The organism is Ruminococcus sp., from assembly GCF_024691275.1.
Taxonomy (GTDB): Bacteria; Bacillota; Clostridia; order Oscillospirales; family Ruminococcaceae; genus Ruminococcus.
The window spans coordinates 1-19,365 of the sequence record NZ_JAILNU010000117.1 but is presented as its reverse complement, the minus strand read 5'-3'; the positions used below and the strand labels follow the sequence as shown (position 1 = coordinate 19,365).

At 44.0% G+C, this 19,365-nt stretch carries 19 protein-coding genes; 2 read left to right on the top strand and 17 right to left on the bottom strand.

What is annotated here, in order from left to right:
• The 17 genes from mutL to K6G33_RS14775 form a co-directional block, all read right to left on the bottom strand.
• Complete coding sequence (gene mutL, locus K6G33_RS14855) at window positions 1-2,031, bottom strand: DNA mismatch repair endonuclease MutL (protein ID WP_296781032.1); 2,031 nt, start codon at window positions 2,029-2,031, stop codon at window positions 1-3.
• 30 nt (window positions 2,032-2,061) lie between these two features.
• A complete protein-coding gene (locus K6G33_RS14850; RefSeq protein WP_296781029.1) occupies window positions 2,062-2,682 on the bottom strand; it encodes a hypothetical protein in 621 nt (206 codons plus the stop codon).
• A 143-nt stretch (window positions 2,683-2,825) separates the two neighbouring features.
• Window positions 2,826-5,447, bottom strand: coding sequence for a DNA mismatch repair protein MutS (gene mutS / locus K6G33_RS14845; RefSeq protein WP_296781026.1), 2,622 nt, complete (start codon window positions 5,445-5,447; stop codon window positions 2,826-2,828).
• A gap of 15 nt (window positions 5,448-5,462) precedes the next feature.
• Complete coding sequence (locus K6G33_RS14840) at window positions 5,463-6,092, bottom strand: hypothetical protein (RefSeq protein ID WP_296781024.1); 630 nt, start codon at window positions 6,090-6,092, stop codon at window positions 5,463-5,465.
• A gap of 32 nt (window positions 6,093-6,124) precedes the next feature.
• On the bottom strand, window positions 6,125-6,745 hold the full coding sequence (locus K6G33_RS14835) for a hypothetical protein (protein ID WP_296781021.1): 621 nt from the start codon (window positions 6,743-6,745) through the stop codon (window positions 6,125-6,127).
• Between the two features lies 1 nt (window position 6,746).
• A complete protein-coding gene (locus K6G33_RS14830) occupies window positions 6,747-7,154 on the bottom strand; it encodes a YlbF family regulator (RefSeq protein ID WP_296781018.1) in 408 nt (135 codons plus the stop codon).
• Between the two features lie 33 nt (window positions 7,155-7,187).
• On the bottom strand, window positions 7,188-7,973 hold the full coding sequence (locus tag K6G33_RS14825; protein WP_296781016.1) for a hypothetical protein: 786 nt from the start codon (window positions 7,971-7,973) through the stop codon (window positions 7,188-7,190).
• Between the two features lie 21 nt (window positions 7,974-7,994).
• On the bottom strand, window positions 7,995-8,789 hold the full coding sequence (locus K6G33_RS14820; protein ID WP_296781013.1) for a hypothetical protein: 795 nt from the start codon (window positions 8,787-8,789) through the stop codon (window positions 7,995-7,997).
• A gap of 78 nt (window positions 8,790-8,867) precedes the next feature.
• Complete coding sequence (locus K6G33_RS14815) at window positions 8,868-9,683, bottom strand: hypothetical protein (protein WP_296781012.1); 816 nt, start codon at window positions 9,681-9,683, stop codon at window positions 8,868-8,870.
• A 14-nt stretch (window positions 9,684-9,697) separates the two neighbouring features.
• Window positions 9,698-11,071, bottom strand: coding sequence for a tRNA (N6-isopentenyl adenosine(37)-C2)-methylthiotransferase MiaB (gene miaB, locus K6G33_RS14810; protein WP_296781009.1), 1,374 nt, complete (start codon window positions 11,069-11,071; stop codon window positions 9,698-9,700).
• Between the two features lie 141 nt (window positions 11,072-11,212).
• A complete protein-coding gene (locus K6G33_RS14805; protein WP_296781005.1) occupies window positions 11,213-11,788 on the bottom strand; it encodes a DUF5028 domain-containing protein in 576 nt (191 codons plus the stop codon).
• Window positions 11,785-12,612 carry a hypothetical protein gene (locus tag K6G33_RS14800; RefSeq protein ID WP_296781003.1) on the bottom strand — a complete coding sequence of 276 codons (828 nt, stop codon included), beginning with the start codon at window positions 12,610-12,612 and terminating at the stop codon, window positions 11,785-11,787. The genes K6G33_RS14805 and K6G33_RS14800 overlap by 4 nt, the downstream gene beginning before the upstream one ends.
• 71 nt (window positions 12,613-12,683) lie before the next feature.
• Window positions 12,684-13,256, bottom strand: coding sequence for a hypothetical protein (locus K6G33_RS14795; protein ID WP_296781000.1), 573 nt, complete (start codon window positions 13,254-13,256; stop codon window positions 12,684-12,686).
• 306 nt (window positions 13,257-13,562) lie between these two features.
• The gene (locus K6G33_RS14790) at window positions 13,563-14,129 is read right to left on the bottom strand and encodes a hypothetical protein (protein WP_296780998.1); all 567 of its coding nucleotides are present in this window, start codon (window positions 14,127-14,129) and stop codon (window positions 13,563-13,565) included.
• Window positions 14,130-14,185: 56 nt separating this feature from the next.
• Window positions 14,186-15,607 carry an ABC transporter substrate-binding protein gene (locus K6G33_RS14785; protein ID WP_296780995.1) on the bottom strand — a complete coding sequence of 474 codons (1,422 nt, stop codon included), beginning with the start codon at window positions 15,605-15,607 and terminating at the stop codon, window positions 14,186-14,188.
• Between the two features lie 220 nt (window positions 15,608-15,827).
• A complete protein-coding gene (locus tag K6G33_RS14780; protein WP_296780993.1) occupies window positions 15,828-16,298 on the bottom strand; it encodes a dockerin type I repeat-containing protein in 471 nt (156 codons plus the stop codon).
• Window positions 16,299-16,498: 200 nt separating this feature from the next.
• Window positions 16,499-16,963: a dockerin type I repeat-containing protein gene (locus tag K6G33_RS14775; RefSeq protein ID WP_296780990.1), complete on the bottom strand. Its 465-nt coding sequence runs from the start codon at window positions 16,961-16,963 to the stop codon at window positions 16,499-16,501.
• A gap of 324 nt (window positions 16,964-17,287) precedes the next feature.
• On the opposite strand from K6G33_RS14775, the gene K6G33_RS14770 reads away from it, so the two are divergent.
• Both K6G33_RS14770 and K6G33_RS14765 read left to right on the top strand, forming a co-directional pair.
• A complete protein-coding gene (locus K6G33_RS14770) occupies window positions 17,288-18,142 on the top strand; it encodes a ComEC/Rec2 family competence protein (RefSeq protein ID WP_296780988.1) in 855 nt (284 codons plus the stop codon).
• Between the two features lie 109 nt (window positions 18,143-18,251).
• A complete protein-coding gene (locus K6G33_RS14765) occupies window positions 18,252-19,046 on the top strand; it encodes a hypothetical protein (protein WP_296780986.1) in 795 nt (264 codons plus the stop codon).
• Window positions 19,047-19,365 lie beyond the last annotated feature (319 nt).

The following is a 19,365-nucleotide window of genomic DNA, read 5'->3' as shown; positions in this document are numbered from 1 at the left end:
TTACGTTCTCTTGAACTGGTGGGATATATTGCTCTTTGACATGGTGAACATCACGGGTCTGCCGTGAGGACAGTGGCGTATCCTCTCGTCAAAGTATACCTGCTCCGCAAGGGATTGCAGCTCCGCGATATCATTCTTGTCGTTGCCCTTAATTGCCGATTTGCAGGCAACTGTATGGAGCATATCGTCCAGCATATGGGACTGTGGGTCGTGATTATACATACGCAGATTGTTTGCTATCTCGGAGATTATGTCCTCCATATCCAGTTCCATAATAAATGTAGGAACTGCCGTCGCCACCACGCAGGGCTTCTCGGAGAAGTCAAATGTAAAGCCCAGATCCGCAAGAAGCTCCTGATTTGATTCAAGGGCACTTATCTCGTCCCCTGTGAGGAGCACCTTCACTCCCGTAAGGAGCTGCTGGCTGTACTGTCGGCAGTTGCGGCTTTTCAGGCGCTCGAAGATTATGCGCTCATGAGCGGCGTGTTTGTCTATCATTATCATGGTATCGTCGCCGACCTCAGCCACGATGTAAAGCCCGAAGGCTTCGCCGATAACGCGGATTTTCGGCTTTTCCGTCCATACCGACTCCTTTGTCGCTTCCTCCGCAGGCTTTTGCGGAGCTGCCGTGAAGGACTGCTGGGTGATATAGCTGAATCCCTCCACCTTCTCAGGTACGGGAGCTTCCGCAGGCTTGGAAACGCTTACGATTTCAGGCTCTTTTATCGGCTCCGCAGCAGTCTCAGCTATCGGAGCAGTCTCCACCGGCTTTGCAATAACGGGAGCAGTCTGCGGAACGTTCTTCGGCTCAGGTCTGTCATATGCAGGACTTGGCGTGATATCCGCAGTATAAGGCTGTTCCTCCGCAGCAGGCTTGGGAGCTGTTTTCACCGCAGGCGCAGGCGCTTCTGTCAGATTTTTCTCTGCTTCCTCTATCTTATCAACAGGCGTGAAAAGGAACTCCTGCTGTATCATCTCCTCCTGCTCGGGAGCGGCTTTTTTCCAGTCAGTACGCGGTTTCAGCTCAAACTCGTAGATAAGACCGTCCTTCATCATGGCGTTCTTTACTGCGAAATAAATAGCGTCCGAGACCGACTTCTCGTTGGTGAAGCGCACCTCAGCCTTGGTGGGGTGGATATTAACGTCCATGGTATGCGGAGGAAGGTCGATGAGCAGAACGCAGGCAGGAAATTTTCCCGTCATTATCATGTTGGTATAGGCGTTCTCGACGGCTGCCGAACACAGCTTTGAACGCACATATCTGCCGTTCACGAAGAAATTCTGGAAAGCGCGGTTGTTCTTGGAGTAAAGAGGCTTTATAACATAGCCGCCCACATGGACACCCTCATATTCGTAGTCCACGGGAATGAGGTCACGGGCAAAGTCTCGTCCGTAGACTGCATATACTGCCGAAAAAAGCTCACCGTCACCGCTGGAATTGAACTCAGTACGGTTATCACGAATGAATCTGAACGCGATATCAGGGTGAGACATAGTGATCTTCTGCAAGATGCTGCTTACCGCATTTGCTTCCGTCACATCCTTTTTCATGAACTTGCGCCGTGCAGGGACATTATAAAAAAGGTCGCGTATTATAATAGTAGTGCCGTCGGGACAGCCGCTCTGCTCGTGGGACTTCTCTTCACTGCCCTCGATAGAATACAGCGTACCATAGAGTTCTTCCTTCTGCTTGGTCATTATCTCCACACGGGCAACGGCAGCAACAGAAGCAAGGGCTTCTCCGCGGAAACCGAGAGTGAGGATATTGTCAAGGTCTTCCTTTGCACTTATCTTACTTGTCGCATGACGAAGAAACGCCTTTGGCACATCGCCAAAGGACATTCCGCAGCCGTCGTCAGTGACGCGCATATATGTAGTTCCGCCGTTTTTTATCTCCACAGTTATATGAGCAGCTCCTGAATCTATGGAGTTTTCCACCAGCTCCTTGATGACAGAGGACGGGCGCTCTATGACTTCACCTGCGGCGATAAGTTCAGATATCTCCTTGCTAAGCACATTGATTGACGGCATTTTAAACTTCCTTTCTGATTGACGGGCAGTTCAGACAAGCTTTATATCCTTCGGCATTATGAGAACTCCTCCTGCATAGATGTGGTCGTCTGTATATGCGGAATTGTCCATATGTCCGAACTGCTTTTCGGATACTATTGCCAGAGGACAGACAGAAGGCGCAGCTCCGTCCTTAATTTCCTGCTCCGTAAGGATACCGTCACTTGTTTCGAGTTCGGTCTGGACAGTACGTGTTTTCGGGAGTATCCACAGCAGGCTTGCGATATTCTTCATCTTTGCGACCGCCTCGGTCTTATATGCTCCATGCTCCGCAAGGACTTCCTCCTCGGGGAACAGCAGTGTAAAGCTGTACTCTCTGTCAGCAGGGTAATTATTGCTGATATATCCGCGTATCTCGGAAAATCCTTCGTAGCCGAACAGCATCTGCTTATAGTCATTTGCGCGGTCCTCACCGCTGCCGAGAACGAAATCTGCTTCGAGCTTTTTCTGGTTATAGTCCAGTATCTCCTCGATGGTCTGACCCTCAGAGCCGTTCACACCGCCCTTGAATTCAAGACCTGCGTGTTTGATATATGCAAGGAGCTCCTTCATATTGTCGTAATCCAGCTCAAGGCGGCTGTATTCAAAAGTCATAGAAACATATGCAGGCATTTTATTTACCTCCGTTTTAAAATTGGATATTCAGAGTTCAACATCTGAATGTTTTTACACCTTAGCAAACGCACGATTCGCCCACCTTTGGTGTTTTCACGTTATTTTGCTTATATTATGCGGACTGCCAAAGGCAGCGTTCCCTACTGCTGCAATGCAGCCAGCATATCGCTCAGAAGCTCGCGGCACTCGCTGTCGCTGAGCTCGTCGATATTGGTCTTTTCAAGCATTTCCAGAGCTGCTTCACGACCGAGACTGCCGAAGCTTATCTGTCCGAGATCATCGTTTGTCACAGCAGGGCGCTCCGACGCATGAGCCTGCTCCATTTCCGCAAGGAGCTCTCTTGCACGAGTGACTACCTTTGCAGGAAGTCCTGCCAGCTTCGCAACGTCAACTCCGTAGCTCTCATCAACTCCGCCGCGGACGATCTTGCGCAGGAAGCGTATAGTGCCGCCGTGCTTGTTTACGGCGATACTGTAATTCTTGACACCTGCAAGCTCGTTTTCAAGTCCGATAAGCTCGTGGTAATGAGTAGCGAAAAGGGTCTTGCAGCCCAGCTTTTTCGATGTGCAGATATGCTCTGCGACTGCACGGGCGATGCTCACGCCGTCAAATGTGGAAGTACCTCGTCCCACCTCGTCGAGTATAACAAGGCTGTTAGGAGTAGCATTTTTCAGTATGTCCGACACCTCGCTCATTTCCACCATGAACGTAGACTGTCCTGCGGTGAGGTCGTCGGAAGCTCCCACACGGGTGAATATCTTGTCCACGACGGATATCTTCGCGGAATCCGCAGGGACAAAGCTTCCTATCTGCGCCATGAGCACGATAAGAGCGTTCTGACGCATATATGTTGATTTACCTGACATATTCGGTCCGGTGATTATGGACATTCTGTCAGACTTGTTGTCGATATAGAGATCATTCGGCACGAACACCTCATCTGTGAGCATGAGTTCCACAACAGGGTGTCTGCCGGCCTTGATGTCGATAGCTCCGTCGAGGACGATATCGGGCTTTACGTACTGATTTTTGAGAGCTACGTCCGCAAAGGAGCAGAGCACATCAACAGAAGCGACTGCGGAAGCTGTTTTCTGCACAGCTTCGAGCTTTGTAGCGAGGAAGTCGCGCACCTCTGCGAAAATATCGGCTTCGAGGGAGAGTGCCTTGTCCTTGGCACCGAGTATGGCGTTCTCGGCATTTTTCAGTTCCTCGGTGATGAAACGCTCGGCATTTGCGAGAGTCTGCTTGCGTATCCAGCCCTCGGGGATAAGGTCGTAGTAGGAGCGAGTAACTTCAAGATAGTAGCCGAACACGCGGTTGAAGCCTATTTTCAGGTTCTTGATGCCTGTAGCTTCTTTTTCGCGCTGCTCTATCTCGTCGATGATGCTCCTGCCGTTGTTCATGATATGGCGAAGCTCGTCCAGCTCCTTGTTGAAGCCCTCCTTGATGACACCGCCGTCCTTTACGGATATAGGCGGCTCGTCCATAATGGCATTCTCCACAAGGTTCACAAGCTCGTCGAGAGTAGATATCTCGCTGTTGTATCTTGCCAGAAGCTTTGAGTCCGCAAGCTTTGTCAGCTCAGCCTTTATGAGAGGAAGCTGCATGGCAGTTGCGGACAACGACTTCAGGTCACGGGGATTAGCGCTCTTGTACATGACCTTTGTCATAAGACGTTCGAGGTCGTACACTCTGTCAAGGAGATCGGTGATATCCGCAAGCACGACACTCTTGCGGTAAAGCGCTTCAACAGCGTCAAGGCGCTCGATTATCCTTGCGGGACTTTTCAGCGGCTGTTCTATCCAGTTTCTGAGAAGTCTGCGTCCCATCGAAGTCTTTGTGGAGTCCAGCACCCACAGGAGCGAGCCCTTCTTCTCCTTGCTGCGGAGAGTTTCCGTGAGTTCAAGGTTTCGCCTTGCATTGAGGTCAAGTCCCATGAACTGGTCGCCGCTGAGGAGCTTTATGGAAGTGAAACGCGAAACCGAGGTCTTCTGCGTATCGTTGATATAATCAAAAAGACCGCAGACCGCCGCACAGTCTGCGCCGTCCTCGCTTATGCCCAGCTCCGACACCGACTTCACGCCGAATACTGCCGCTGCCATATCGCGGCGGGCTGACGGAGTAAAGCATATGGTATCACGGAGAGTTACTGCGCACGAGAGCCTTACCTTTACGAAGTCAGCAACATTTTTCATCGAGAGGAAATTCTCGGGGAAGATTATCTCCGCAGGCTGACAGCGTGAAAGCTCATTGATGACATTAGCTTCGAGATCCTTGCCCTCAAAAAAGCTGAGAGCCGCCTCACCTGTGGAAAGATCGGCAGAAGCCACGCCGCAGGTATTTTCCTCCTTGTCGTAGAAGATGCTGCATATGTAGTTATTGCTGCCGTCGTCGAGCATACTGCTCTCGGTGAGAGTACCCGGAGTTACCACGCGGATAACGTCGCGGACAACTATACCTTTGGTCTCGGCAGGATCAGTGAGCTGCTCGCAGACAGCTACCTTAAAGCCCATGTCTATGAGCCTTTTTATGTACATATCCGCCGCATGATAGGGCACTCCGCACATGGGAGCGCGTTCCTCAAGACCGCAGTCCCTGCCCGTCAGGGTAAGCTCCAGCGCCTTTGAGACAACTACAGCGTCATCGAAGAACATCTCGTAGAAGTCGCCGAGACGGAAAAAGAGGACACAGTCCTCGTACTTGTCCTTGACCTCGAAGTACTGCTGCATCATGGGAGATATTTTACTTCTGTCGATTTCCATTGGTTTAGCTCCTTTTTATTTCAATAATAATGTGGTAAGCAATATAAACAGCGCAAATACCGCTGTCAGCCCGACGACCGCAAGAACAGTGAACAGCCTTGACGGGACGGTATATTCGTTTTCGACGGGGATCTCGTAAGCTCTCGCCCACCTGATAAGCTCGTCGCAGCCCTCGTGGGATTTTGTCAGCTTCAATATCGGCTTTCCGCCGCTTATGACCTTAACTTCTCTGTTACGGCATTTTATCTGCTCGATATCACAGGTGAAATAATTCTTTCCGCCGATCTTCAGTTCCTCGCCGATGACTCTTGCGGTATTCTCGTTGATAATATTGAGAAAGACCGCGACTATACAAGCTATCAGAAATACCACGCCCAGAACGAGCTCCAAGCTGCCGTTATCGACCGACACCCTTTTCCTTACCAGATAGATCACCGCGTCACAGGCAAATCCCGTTGCCGAAGCATAGAGATATATCCTGTCAGAGCCGCTTTTCTGCTTTGGGATATCAATGCTGAACTGACGCTTCGGCGGTTCGGGAGAGGTCATTTCTATGATACGGTCAACGTCGGCAGCCTTGATATCGCTCTCGATACTAAGACGGCGCATCGCTTCCTGCTGCTCTTTATCAAGTTCAAGACCCATACCGCTCACCTCTCACAAACCGTTTTCCTCGGTCACATTCTTTTCAGAAATACGATAACGAATGCGATCACGATACACATAACAGTTATCACCGCAGCAAGAGTTGAATTTCTCTTTTTAATGCTCTGTGCATCGCCTGTATTACCGTCATTTATAGGGATATTGTTCTTCTTTGCCCACCTTACAAGGTCGCCGCAGCCTTCACAGGACTTATTGATATTCAGCACTTTTTTGCCGAATGACATCACTTTAAGGTTATTTAATGCTCCGCCGCTGATCTCGGAGATATCACTGCTATCGTAAGTTCTTCCCTTAACGGTGAGCTTGTCGCCGTTTATCTCGGCAAAAACGACACTGCTCATTTTTGCCGAATAGACAAGGTATATTATCGCCATTATAAATGATGCCATACCCAAGACGATCCCGACGCTCCGCGCACTTGCGGAACGCGGCATAGAACGAACAGTTACCAGAAGTCCTGCGCCTATCATTGCATAGCATACCTGCTTTGTCTGCTTGACGGTATCTGCACAGTATCCCAGTTTAAAGCTGTCAGGCGGATCGCCCGCATCAAAAGAATTGATGATATTATTTACTGCTGATATTCTTTCAAAAAGCGCGTTATTAACGTTATTATCTATATTGTACTTCATATCAGTGACAGCCACCGCATGATGCACAGCTTCCCGTACAGCCTGACTCAGGTATCTGGCAGGTCTCAGGGTCTTCGCCGTTAGCGCACATACTTATCATCTGCTGTATATTTGAGACGAGCTTTTCAAGAGCCTGCTGAGCGCCTGAGAAAACTATCATCTTCGGGTTCTTCATGATATTCTGGTAAACTGATTTCAGCTCGGTATCCAGTGCCTTGATCTTGTCTGAATCAGGCTCTTCCACACTCATTGCGCTGCCTAAATTCATACGAAGGTCTTCAAAGCGATTGATCTCCTCCTGAAGCTCCTTATCCTCGTCGTTAGCCTGCTTAGCCAGCATATATGCAGTATATCTGTCGTCCTGCTGGATAGCCTTTCCGAGCTCTCTTGTCATTTTCATAATATCCATAGTTAAAATACTCCTTTACACTTATATACTTTATTATAACAGGTCGTAAATGAATACGCCTTCCCTGTCTTCAGCGGTACCGTCCGGGTGGCAGAGATAGGAACTAACTCCGCTGCTGTAATCCGTCTGAAAAGCAGAACCGAAGTCAATGAACCTTATTCCCTTTTCATCGAGCACCTTTTCGTAGGAAGGATTCTGTTCATTTATCTCAAAATCATAGTGATCTCTCAGCTTCATGCTGCCGCTGTCCCATACATAATAGTCGATGCTTGCAGCACCCATATGACCCCATACGAGAACGAGGTCGCCTGTATTTTCATCATATGCGAATGAAGTATGACCGCCGCCGATATTATTTATCACCTTTGGTTCGCCTTCCTTGTCGAGGGTGATGATATCTATTGAATAATCAGCCTCACAGGTACCGTATTTCAGAAGAAGCTCGGGGATACCGTCAGCATCAAGATCACGGAAAGCATAGTTTATGCTTACAAGTCCCTCATGCTGCTTTGCGACCTCATCGAACTTCGCCTGCACTACGCCCTGATAGATAGCAGGATACATATCCATTATTCCGCCTGCGGAAACCATTCCTCCCATAGTAGTTGTTGCAGGAGGCAGGGTAACAGGAGCAGAGCTTGTCTGTGCTTCAGGCTCCGCAGTTGTTTCTGCCGCTGTTGTTTCTTCGGCAGCAGTTACAGTTTCGGTTGCTTTCGTGGTAGTCCCTGCATCATTGCCGCTGTTATCAGCGGGTTCTGTTTTGCCGCAGCCTGCGAGCATAACTGCTGCAAGGCATGACAACGCTATTATCTTTTTCATTTTGTCCTTCTCCTTAAATATTTATTCTGTGAACACAAAATAGAGTCCTTCCTTTCTCTCTTCGGTACCGTCAGCATGGTGGATAATGGAGTAACCCTCGCTGTTTGCATCTGCCTTGTACACCGACACATAAGTCAGAGCCTTCAGTCCTCCATCAGCGATCACACTGTCGAAATCACCGTCTGAGGAGAGGTCTTTTTCAACGATATTGACCTCTTTCAGCTTATAGTCTTCCATGCCCGTATATCTGATCACCATTTTTCCCATCATCGCAGAAACAAAAACGAGATCGTTGGCAGCTGTATCATAGTAACAGTTCGTATGACTGCCGTAGGTCTCGCCTATCTGATAACAGCCGTCAAAGCCATCCTCGGCGAATACCTTTATTTCAAAATCTGCTTCGCTCATGCCGCTCTTGATAATGAATTCGGGCACACCGTCTTTGGTGACATCATAGAAAGCGTATTCCATATAGCCGCTGTCTTTCTGCTTTTTGAGCAGATCCTCGAAATACAGGCTGAGCATAGGCTTCAGATCCTGATAGAAAGATTGGAGCAGTGCTTCATCGGGTTGTGCTGCCGTAGTGATCGGAGGAGATGTAACAGGAGACGTTTCGGTTGATCCTGTAGTTTCAGCCGATGCAGACGAAGCAGCAGTCGTTGATACTGCTTCCGTTTCTGTAGCTGCCACAGTTTCCGATGTTACAGCAGTAGTTGTTGTAGTGTTATTATCGCCGGAAGGATCCTTCTGTTTTTTCTTTCCGCAGCCCGCAAGTGCAACAGCTGCAATAAGGGGAAATACTGCAATTTTTTTCATAATACGCTCCTTCATATATTGTTCTGCGGGAAATCATATCAACTGAAATAGGCAGCTGTCAGATACGCTTATCCAACATCATACAATGATACCGAGGTAAGCATAGTCAAAAGACTGGCTGTTGTAATAACTTTTTACTGCACCGCCGTCAACAGATATGCTGACAACATCGGCTGAGGTAAGTCCCTCGTTCTGTATTATACCGACGATCTCATCGGCAGAGCCGTACTGCATATTCTTTGAATCGGAAACGACCAGCGAACCAATTGTGGGATCGTACGAATAATCCAATATATAGCAGTTGCCCTGGTATATAGTTGCAAGCGCAAGACCGCCGCTGCTTGTTTTATAAATTCCTGTATTGTCACCGCGCATCTGATCGCCAATGATATTCAGATTCTGATCGTATACCGTTATTGACAAAGACAGAGTATATGCACCACTGTTTATGATAAGCTCGGGAACGGAGTCACCTGTTACGTCCATGAGAGCATAATCCATGAAAAGAGTCCTGCCTCCTGCAACAGCCTCGTCTACCATTTTTGTTATCATATTCTGATAATTTTCCTGATAGCCCTGATTCAGCCTGCCTGCGAAAGTTCCGCCCTGTTCGGAGGAGGTACCGCCGCCTGCCGATGACTGCTCACCGCCGTTCTGATCGTTTGCAGTTGTCTGAACCTGCTGTTCATTTGCTGACGCAGCCGTTGTAGTCGCTTCCGCAGTATTTTCAGCCGCAGCAATAGTTGTCACCTCACCTTCTGCCGCTGTGACAGAAGTCGTTGTCTTTACACTTTCCGTCTTAGGAGCGATATTCTCGCTTGTGGAAGTTTTTCCGCAGCCTGCAAGGATCAAAGATGCAGACAGAATTGATAAAGCAGTTATTGTTCTTTTCATTTTTTCCTCCATTCTCAGCCGCTGATGAGCTCGCCGACAACAGCCCAGTTCATCGCGTCTGTCACCTTGATATTCACAAAACGTCCTATCAGCGACTTATCGCCCTCGAATTCAACAATAATGAACTCGCTGCTCTTTCCTGTAAGCCAGCCGTCGCGCTTCTTAGCGGTATCGTCTACAAGAACTCTCATAGTCCTGCCGATGAAACGCTTATAGTGCTCTGACGACACTTCGCGCTGAACATCAAGAAGCTCTCTCATACGTCTGCTCTTAACTTCGTCAGATGTACTGTCAGGCATCTCAGCCGCTTTTGTTCCTGAACGTCTTGAATAAATAAACGAGTAAATGTTGTCAAACATAACATTTTTTACAATATTTATTGTCTCACGGAATTCTTCATCGGTCTCGTTGGGGAAACCTACAATTATATCCGTTGTAAGAGAAAAATCAGGGTCTTTGCCGCGGATATAATCAACTATCTCAAGGTATTTTTCTATGGTGTAACGTCTGTTCATACGGCGGAGCACCTCGCTGCTGCCGCTCTGAACAGGAAGGTGAAGATGTTTGGCGACCTTCTCACATTCAAAAATGGTGTCGATAAGCTCTTTTGACGCATCTTTCGGGTGGGACGACATAAAACGTATAATAAAGTCGCCTTCAATGCTGTTGAGTTCCCTGAGAAGCTTCGGGAAGCTCATTTCGCCGTCAAGGTCATTGCCGTAGGAGTTGACGTTCTGTCCGAGGAGCATTATCTCCTTGTAGCCGTCAGCCACAAGTCCGCGCACCTCCGCAATGATGTCTTCGGGACGGCGGCTGCGCTCTCTGCCGCGCACATAGGGCACGATGCAGTATGTGCAGAAATTGTTGCAGCCGAACATTATCGGCACAGAAGCCTTGAACGAGCTGTCGCGCACCTGCTCCGCCACCTCGGAGAAGTCATCATACTCTGTGATATCCGCCGAGAACTTTGCTCCCTTCAGAGCTTCAAGCAGGAGCTTCGGCAAAGCATTTATCGCAGATGTGCCCAGTACGAAATCCACCTGCGTATAGGACTGCTTTATCTTATCCGCAACATGGCTCTGTGCAGTCATACAGCCTGCAATGCCGATAATAAGTGACGGTTTCTGCTCTTTGAGTTTTTTCATGCTTCCGACTATGCCGAATACTCTGTCCTCAGCGCTTTCACGTACCGCACAGGTGTTGAGTATGATAAGATCAGCCTCGGCTTCACTTTCAGTAAAGGTATAACCCATTTTTTTCAGCTGACCCTTTATTTTTTCGCCGTCGGAAACATTCAGCTGACAGCCGAAGCTCCTGACATAAGCTTTATGCTCACTGTCACCGAGCAGGCTCCTTATCTCGCTTATCAATGCGGTATTGTCGTTCAATTCGCAGAACCTCACCTTCTATAAAAATCCTGTAATGAATTATTATACCATATTATACAGATTTTTTCAAGTACGGATTTGCTGTAGTTAACAATAACATAAAAAAAGGACTTTAACGAATTTAAAGTCCTTTACGATATATTATCTAATTGCGATCGCTTTCTTCGTTGGATACAGTGAAATAACGAGCTGCGGCGAACCGTCTTTGAAATCCTCGGCTGTGATATCATCATTTAATACGGCAAACGGGATAACTATTTCAGCACTTGAATCCTCTTCAAGTGAGAAGTTCAGATTGTCGCTCTTGTTCACAAGCGGATACACTATTTTATTCGGGAACGTAATATAATCCTCGTTCTGTAAAATGAAATGCATTATGCTTATACCTGATCTTGAACCGTTTTTATTTGATACATTGGCAAATCGCACTTTTACAAGGCAAAAATAATCTATAAGCTCTATGCCTATATCCTCATTGATATCATGATCCTTTTTGAATTGCTCTCTGTCAACGATCTCAGATCCGAGAACTGTAACGGAATATCCGTCTGACGAATCCCCTTTGCTGTTAAAGAAGTTATTTTCAAATTTTACTTCTTCATTGAGCTTATAATTCTTCTCCTCTTGTTTTATACCCTCTGAATTAACGAAATATATCTTCGTACCGCAGCATACAGCTATCAAAGCACATACAATAGCAGTAAGTATCTTTTTCATGCTTTCTCTCCTACGACTTTATTTTTGGTGATATGCGACCTTATACTATTAATAAGTATAAACATCAGCAGCAATGCAATGATTATTCCGAATTCAATTAACGCGATCTTTTTGTTCTGCATTATTCCCGAGAGCGACCTGCAATAGATGATCGGTGAAATTACTTTCTCTATGCCAAAGCCTCTGTTAAACAGATGAAGGATATAGATCAGTGTTTCAGGTATCATTACTGCAAGAACATTATAATTGCAGAGCTGAGCCGTTGCAAAGCATAAACAGCCTATAGCTCCGCACATTGCAAAAATAATAAGCATATAGATGATCTCATATATAACAGGATTGGTATAAAAGACGTTGCTTAAACCATCTCCCGTAAGCACATCAAAATATATATCATAGACCGAATCAGGCTTCATAGCGGGAATAAACATCAGCGTGCTCACAAAATTGAAAAGCAGCGGTATAAAAGCCAGAAGTCCTGAAGCGAGGAATATCTTCAGGTAATTGGAAGCATTATTCTGCGCATATTTTTTGTCCTTGAAGCACCTGTAAACAACAGGCATACAAGGCAGCATTGCTCCCAAGAATACTATATAAAAGAATATATTGCCGAAAAAATCAACAACATTTGCACCTATCCAGTAAGTAAAAGCACTTTGCAGCGGAAGGAGCGGATTGGATACTGCCTCTTCGTTTACGAATGAATCCTTGAATTCATTGTAGACTGATACTGAATTGTATACAAATAATGATGAAAAAACAAATTGTAAGATACACGGTATAATAAAAAATAAATATTTGCGTTTTTTGATATTGATTTTCATATGATCCTCTTTTAACTGTTGATGTATTATTTGTAATTAGATTATTTTAATATTGATGTTAAACTGTTTGATTACTGATTTTCGAGTGCAGTATATCCTGTGCCGTATGTGTCAGGGCTCCACTGACCGTGAACTTTAATGTTTTTATAGTCAGCTGATCCGAAATGGAACTCTGCAATGCACTTAGCCTTGTTATATGGGATACCCCAATCACTGCAGGCAGCTCTGTAGTTTTCGTATATATACTGGTATACTACTCTGACATTACCTTTATTAATGCGAAGGTTTTTCTTATTAAAATCGCAGTTGAACTTTCTGCTCCATGAATTCTGTCTGTTCGTTTCACAGTTATAGAAATAATATCTGCCATTATACAGAGCATCTCCAATAAAACCAACTATTACAGTATTTGTTCCAACACTTACATATCTGCGCTGTGAACTATTCCACTGTAATCCGCTGTTATAAACATAAACACAGGAATCGTCCTGCTTCTCTCTCTGAGCTACATATGCGTTATAACTTTCTGTACCCCAGTCTGTATCTGAAGTATTTGCTGCTAATGAGTTAAAGCAAGATGCAACGCCTGCTGAAGCGAGTACTGCTGCTGAAAGTACAGATGCTATGATTTTTGATATTTTCATTTCTTTTCCTCCAATAATATACACCAACAGCTAAAAGAGTATCACATAATAAATGTGATGCTCATTCTATCCTGATGTACTTTACAGCAGGAAGCGGGATTTTCCTGCCATATTACTGAAAGGAGCATATGACCTTTGATTTTTCTGACTGTTCGGAATCGTATTTATAATTCTGTGTAATAACAGATATAGCAATTTATGTTTATATATTGTAATGTTCATGTGATCCTCTTTTAACTGTTGATGTATTTAGTGTCAAATTATTTTAATTTTATGATAATTTATTTTAAATATTAAATACGTCGATTACTGATTTTCGAGACGAGCATATCCTGTGCCGTATGTGTCAGGGCTCCACTGACCGTGAAGTTTTTGACCTGAACTTAATGTCTTATAGTGGAACTCAGCTGTGCATACGCCCTTGTTTGTAGGGATGCCATACTGAGCACAACCTGATTTGTAGTTTTCATAAATATACTGGTAAGCAACTCTTACAGCGCCCTTCTTTAAACGAAGATTTCTTGAATACTTACACTTGTACATTCTGCTGTTTGAGTTAAGCTTGTTATTCTCGATATCGTATAAATAGCAAACATTATTGTACTTTACGGAACCGTTGATCCAGATATATGCATCATTTGTTTCAGCACTTACATATCTGCGCTGTGAACTATTCCACTTTAATCCGCTGTTTGAAAGGTAAACACAGGAATCATCCATCTTTATTCTGTAATTAGCACCTTCCCGTGAATTCTCTACATACCAGTCTGTATCTGAAGTATTTGCTGCTAATGAATTAAAGCAAGTTGCAACGCCTGCTGAAGCGAGTACTGCTGCTGAAAGTGCAGATGCTATGATCTTTGTTAATTTCATTTTTCTCCTCCAATAATATACATCAACAGCTAAAAGAGCATCACATGAAATATGTGTTACTCGTTTATTTTTAATGTAACTGTCTGCTGTATATTTTCGGCAGCCTGTTCAGGAGAAATCTCACCGTTCAGCATCGCAAAAACTTCGTTATAGATAATTCTTGAGATAGTTCTGTCACCGAAATTCAGTTGGTTGGTCATATCAATAATATGGTTAAGTCTTTCAAATTCACTGCTCGAAAGATAACCGATATCATATTCAGCCCCCTGCTTGGTCACGATATTCTTTTCGCCCTGCTTTGAAATGAGTTCATCAGCATTTTTATTGAATGCCTCGTTGTTCATAGGGAAGAAAAGCTCTGAGTTAGGTTCGTAAAACGCAGCCTCTTCGGAAGAATCATTGACAGTCGGCTTCATGATAGAAGACTGATAATCATATCCTTCCATGTAGCGCATGAACTCCCATGCGCCCTTCTGCACCTCGGGCGAAGCGGAAGCACAGATAGCGAAAGTATTGTCTATGTCAATATATGAATGGCTTTTTTCCACCGACGGATATCCCACAAAAGTAACAGGCTTATTGAAGGTATCGTCGTTCACAAGTTCATGGAACTGCTGAAAACCGCATATCGTTACAGGATATACAAAAAAGTCAACATACTGAACATCTTCCTTTTCCACAAGAGACTCAGTGTCAAAGCTGTTGGCAAATTTCAGCAATTCGATATATTCATCAGAATTGAAATTACATTTATGATTATCATAATCAATGAATGAAGGGGTACAATTCATGCAGAAATCAAAGAATACCGAATACGCAGTATTCGTGCTGGAGGCTTTTGTAAATGAAGCGCCCTTCGGCATTTTTCCCCAACGCTCTTTCATTTCATCTATCGTCCAGTTTTCATCAGTACCCACATTTGTTTCATATCCGCACATTGTTCCTACTGAAAACGCTAACGGCATATAGTACAGTTTTCCGCTCTTTTCACAAAGTTCGAGCACATGGCTGTTCAGCGTATCCTTATTTATCGTATCATCATTTTCCATAAAGGTGTAAAGATCAACGAACGCGCCTTTTTCAGCCAGTGAATCAAATCTTCCTTCATCAATGAACTTCATAGTCATATCGACTTTATCGCCATAGAGCACATCAAGAATGAAATCATTGTCCGCATTGGCATAGGCTTCTGATATCTTATCTGATGAATCTGCCGATTCGGTATCCAGATCAATATCATAGTTTGAACTGTAATCGACAATATTAATGTAGTAGCCGTTATCGAGAGCGTTAAACTCCTTTACAGGGTCAGAACCGATAAATAAATTGTTATAATTGCAAACTGCCAGATTAATAACAACGCTGCCATTATCGGGAATTTTTTCCGCAGCTGTCTTACCTTTATTATCAGCTGCCTGACCTGTTGAACTGCAAGATGTTAGTGCAATGACTGAAAGAATCAATAATACTTTTTTCATATTTTACCTTATTTCGTAATGTATTGAAGTGTTACTATATAGTATCAAATTTCCGCCGCATCATAAAATAATATTTTTAATCAGCAGGAACACAACATTCTAATTATATCACCTTGCTCCCCTTTTTGTCAATAACGTTTCAAAAAATAATATTTTTAACTGGCAACAAAAAAGGACCTTTCCGCAATGGAAAGGCCCTTGAATGTACGGTTTACAGCAATTACTTTGTGAGGTAATTCTGGATAAGAGCAACGTCAACAACGTTAACAACGTTATCTCTGTTAACATCAGCGCGCTTTAAACGGCTGCTGCTGAGAGCCTTCACACCGTTGATGTGATTAACGATAGCTTTAACGTCCTTGCTTGAAACATATCCGTTATCTAATACATCGCCTGATCTGATAGGTCTAACGCCGTTGATATCGTAAGAAATGAGCATTACGTCAGTAACATCAACTTTGCCGTCCCAGTTAACGTCTGCTGCTGCAAGACGGCTGCTTGGGATAGCCTTGATGCCCTTAACGTGATTGTTAACTAAAATATAATCCTCGATATCTACTTCTGTATCTCCGTTGATATCGCCCTTGAGCACCTTGAAGTAATAGTAGTCTGCTGACGATGTAAGTGCAGATGTTGCACAAGCCATAAGTGCAGATGCCATAACTGCTGCTGTGATCTTTCTGAAATTCATAGTAGAATCCTCCTCTAAAAAACCAATTTTATGCTAAAATTTTAGTATCGATACGTTTAAACTTCAGCTTTATATTATAATACTTTTTACTTTGAAAGTCAATACACATTCCAAAAAACAGCAAAAAAATTACATAATTGCAGCTATATCAAAAAACTATATTTCGGTATCAGCCAAATTCAGGACTTTATAAATGATTTTTAGTTGTTAAGATAATTGCTTATCTTAGCGATATCAGTTACATTGATTTTTCCGTCACCGTTAACGTCCGCAGCATACTGACCGCTCTTTGAGAGAGCCTTTCTGCCCATAATGTGATTACTTATAGCACGAACATCGTCTGTTGTAACTGCCTTGTCACCGTCAGCGTCACCTGTATGGATAGCCTTCTGGCACTTAATATGCTGAGACATGAGAACACGGTCAGTAACATTTACTTTACCGTCCCAGTTAAGATCTGCAACTGTTAAATCGTCAATAGGCTTAATAAGTTTGAAATGTGCATTCATAATAGTCATATCTGTAACATTGATAACTTCATCACCATTGAGATCGCCCTTCATGAACTTTATTGAATATGAATCTGCTGATGCAGTAAATGCTGTAAGACTGCAAGCCATAACTGCTGAAGCAAATAATCCTGCTACCATTTTTGTGATTTTCATAATAATAATTCTCCTTTTGTGAACTGTAACATATTTTTTGATCGATCATTTTTACCGGCTGTAATTATCATAGAATATTTTACAGTCATTGTCAATATGTAACATACACAACAAATCATGCATCATGCATTGCATTTTTAAACAATCAATTAAACATTTTCAACATAGAACTTTTTTTTGTTTATAATAACGAGCAGTTATCTTTACATTGGCTCAACCAGATCCACAATATTTTTTTGCCTTTTTCAATACTTTTTTAAGCTTTTGTGCTATAATATAAAATGTGGAAGTGTATACAAACACTTCAAGAAAGGAGTACTAAACATGAAAAGGATCCGAAACATCGCAGCTCTGCTGCTTTCATCTGTTATAGCCGTTCTCTCAGTGTCTTCATGCAGCTCCAAAGAAAGCATTCCCAAGGACGCAAAAGACCTGACAGTTACTTTCTTCGATGTCGGAAAAGCCGATGCGATAGTGCTTCAGTCCGAGACCGCTACCGTTGTTATAGATACAGGCGAAAAGGGCGATGGCAAGAAGATATCGAACCTTCTCAAAGAAAGCGACACTACTGTTATTGATTACCTCATAATCACTCATTTCGACAAGGATCATGTGGGCGGTGCAGCAAAACTCATAAACAACTTTGATGTAAAGAATATACTTACTCCCGATTACGAGGGAACAGTCGACGAGTATGACAAGTACTGCAAAGCGGCGGCAGAAAAGAATATCCAGCCCACAAGGCTTACCGAGGACGTAAAATTCACCCTCGATGACGTTGAATTAACTGTATACGCACCAAAGAAGACCTTCTACGGCGATGACGACGAAAACGACTTCTCCCTTGTGACGAAGGTCGTCCATCACAACAACACCATGCTGTTTACAGGCGATGCAATGGAGCAGAGGCTCGACGAAATAATGGATATCGGCAGATGTACTCTCCTGAAAGTCCCCTATCACGGCAGAAAACTTGATAATCTCAGCGATTTCCTGAACAAAGTCAAGCCAAAATGTGCTGTAGTGTGCACCTCATCGTCGGAATTTTCGGGCAAGGTGCAGGATCTCCTTAAAAATAAGAAGATAACCACATACGCTACCTGCTTCAACGGCGATATAACAGCTGTCAGCAACGGCGGCTCGATCTCCTTCACCACTGAAACAGGCGGAGCTCTGTGATCTGTTCGCCGTGCTGCCCACATATAACAAAAGTCATTTTCTCCTGTTGACTCCGCATTTATTCTGATGTATAATTAAAAGTAATAATATTACTGTGAGGGATACCAATATGACTAACATTCAAGAACAAGAACCGATCTACTACTTCGACCTTCAGCTGCCCGAATACATTTACACAAAGCAGCAATTGGGCAAACCTCTGAAAAAGTTCTTTATTATCACCGAGGCAGCTCAAGCTATAATCGCCATAGAGTTGATCATACTGACATTCATAAGCCGTTCTTCATTCAAATCACTTTATGCTCTCCTTGCAGCATATTTTGTAATATCGATCATAGGCAAGCTTATTTTAACACCTTATACACATAAAAAGAACTACAAAAAAATACACGCTGCAAATGAAGACCAACTATCCTACACCTTTTATCCCGATCGTGTCATACTAAAAACTCCCACATCCGAAAGGGAACTCGCCTACAATACTGCGAATTATTATCACGAAAACCCACCGGTCATCTCTGTATTCTTCCTTTTCAACAAGAATTTCACCATTGAAAAAAGTCAATGCACCGATGAACAGCTGAACTTTATAAGAAATATCGTCCCTGCCGACAAGCAGAAAAAACACAACCGTAAACTATCGCTTATAATGGGCGGATTGGCTGCTGTCTCTTTGTTACTGACCCTTTTTTCGACAAAAGGATTATTTGAACTCATAAATATAAACAAAAACACCTATGAGCTGAAATACCCGTATACAGCCTCCGCGGCATTTGAATCGAGCCTCGGGAACGGCAATATCAGCGACGTTGTCATCATAAGAGGAAAATACATCGAGTTCACTTACACAGGACACTCGAAAGACGAAAAATACTACACCAAACCAAATACAATGGCAGCATAAAAGACCTGACCGCAAAGCTTGACGATGAAGGTATCAGCTGGAAGACTATATCTCCCGAGCACCTCATCAGAAAAAGAAAATAACTCACACCATTCCCGAAGGCAGCAAACCTGCTTTCGGGAATCTCTGTTTTATGCACAGCTGTCATTTTTTGCGGTATTGATAATTCTTTCTTTTGTTGTTGGTTTGTCAATGATGCGAGACAAATTAAATCAAAAAACTTGACCGTATTCGAGGAAAGCTTTGATGTAATCAGAAGGAGATTTCCAGTTAAGCGGACGCATAGGGAAATTATTGTATTTTCTGCTGTGAACAGCTA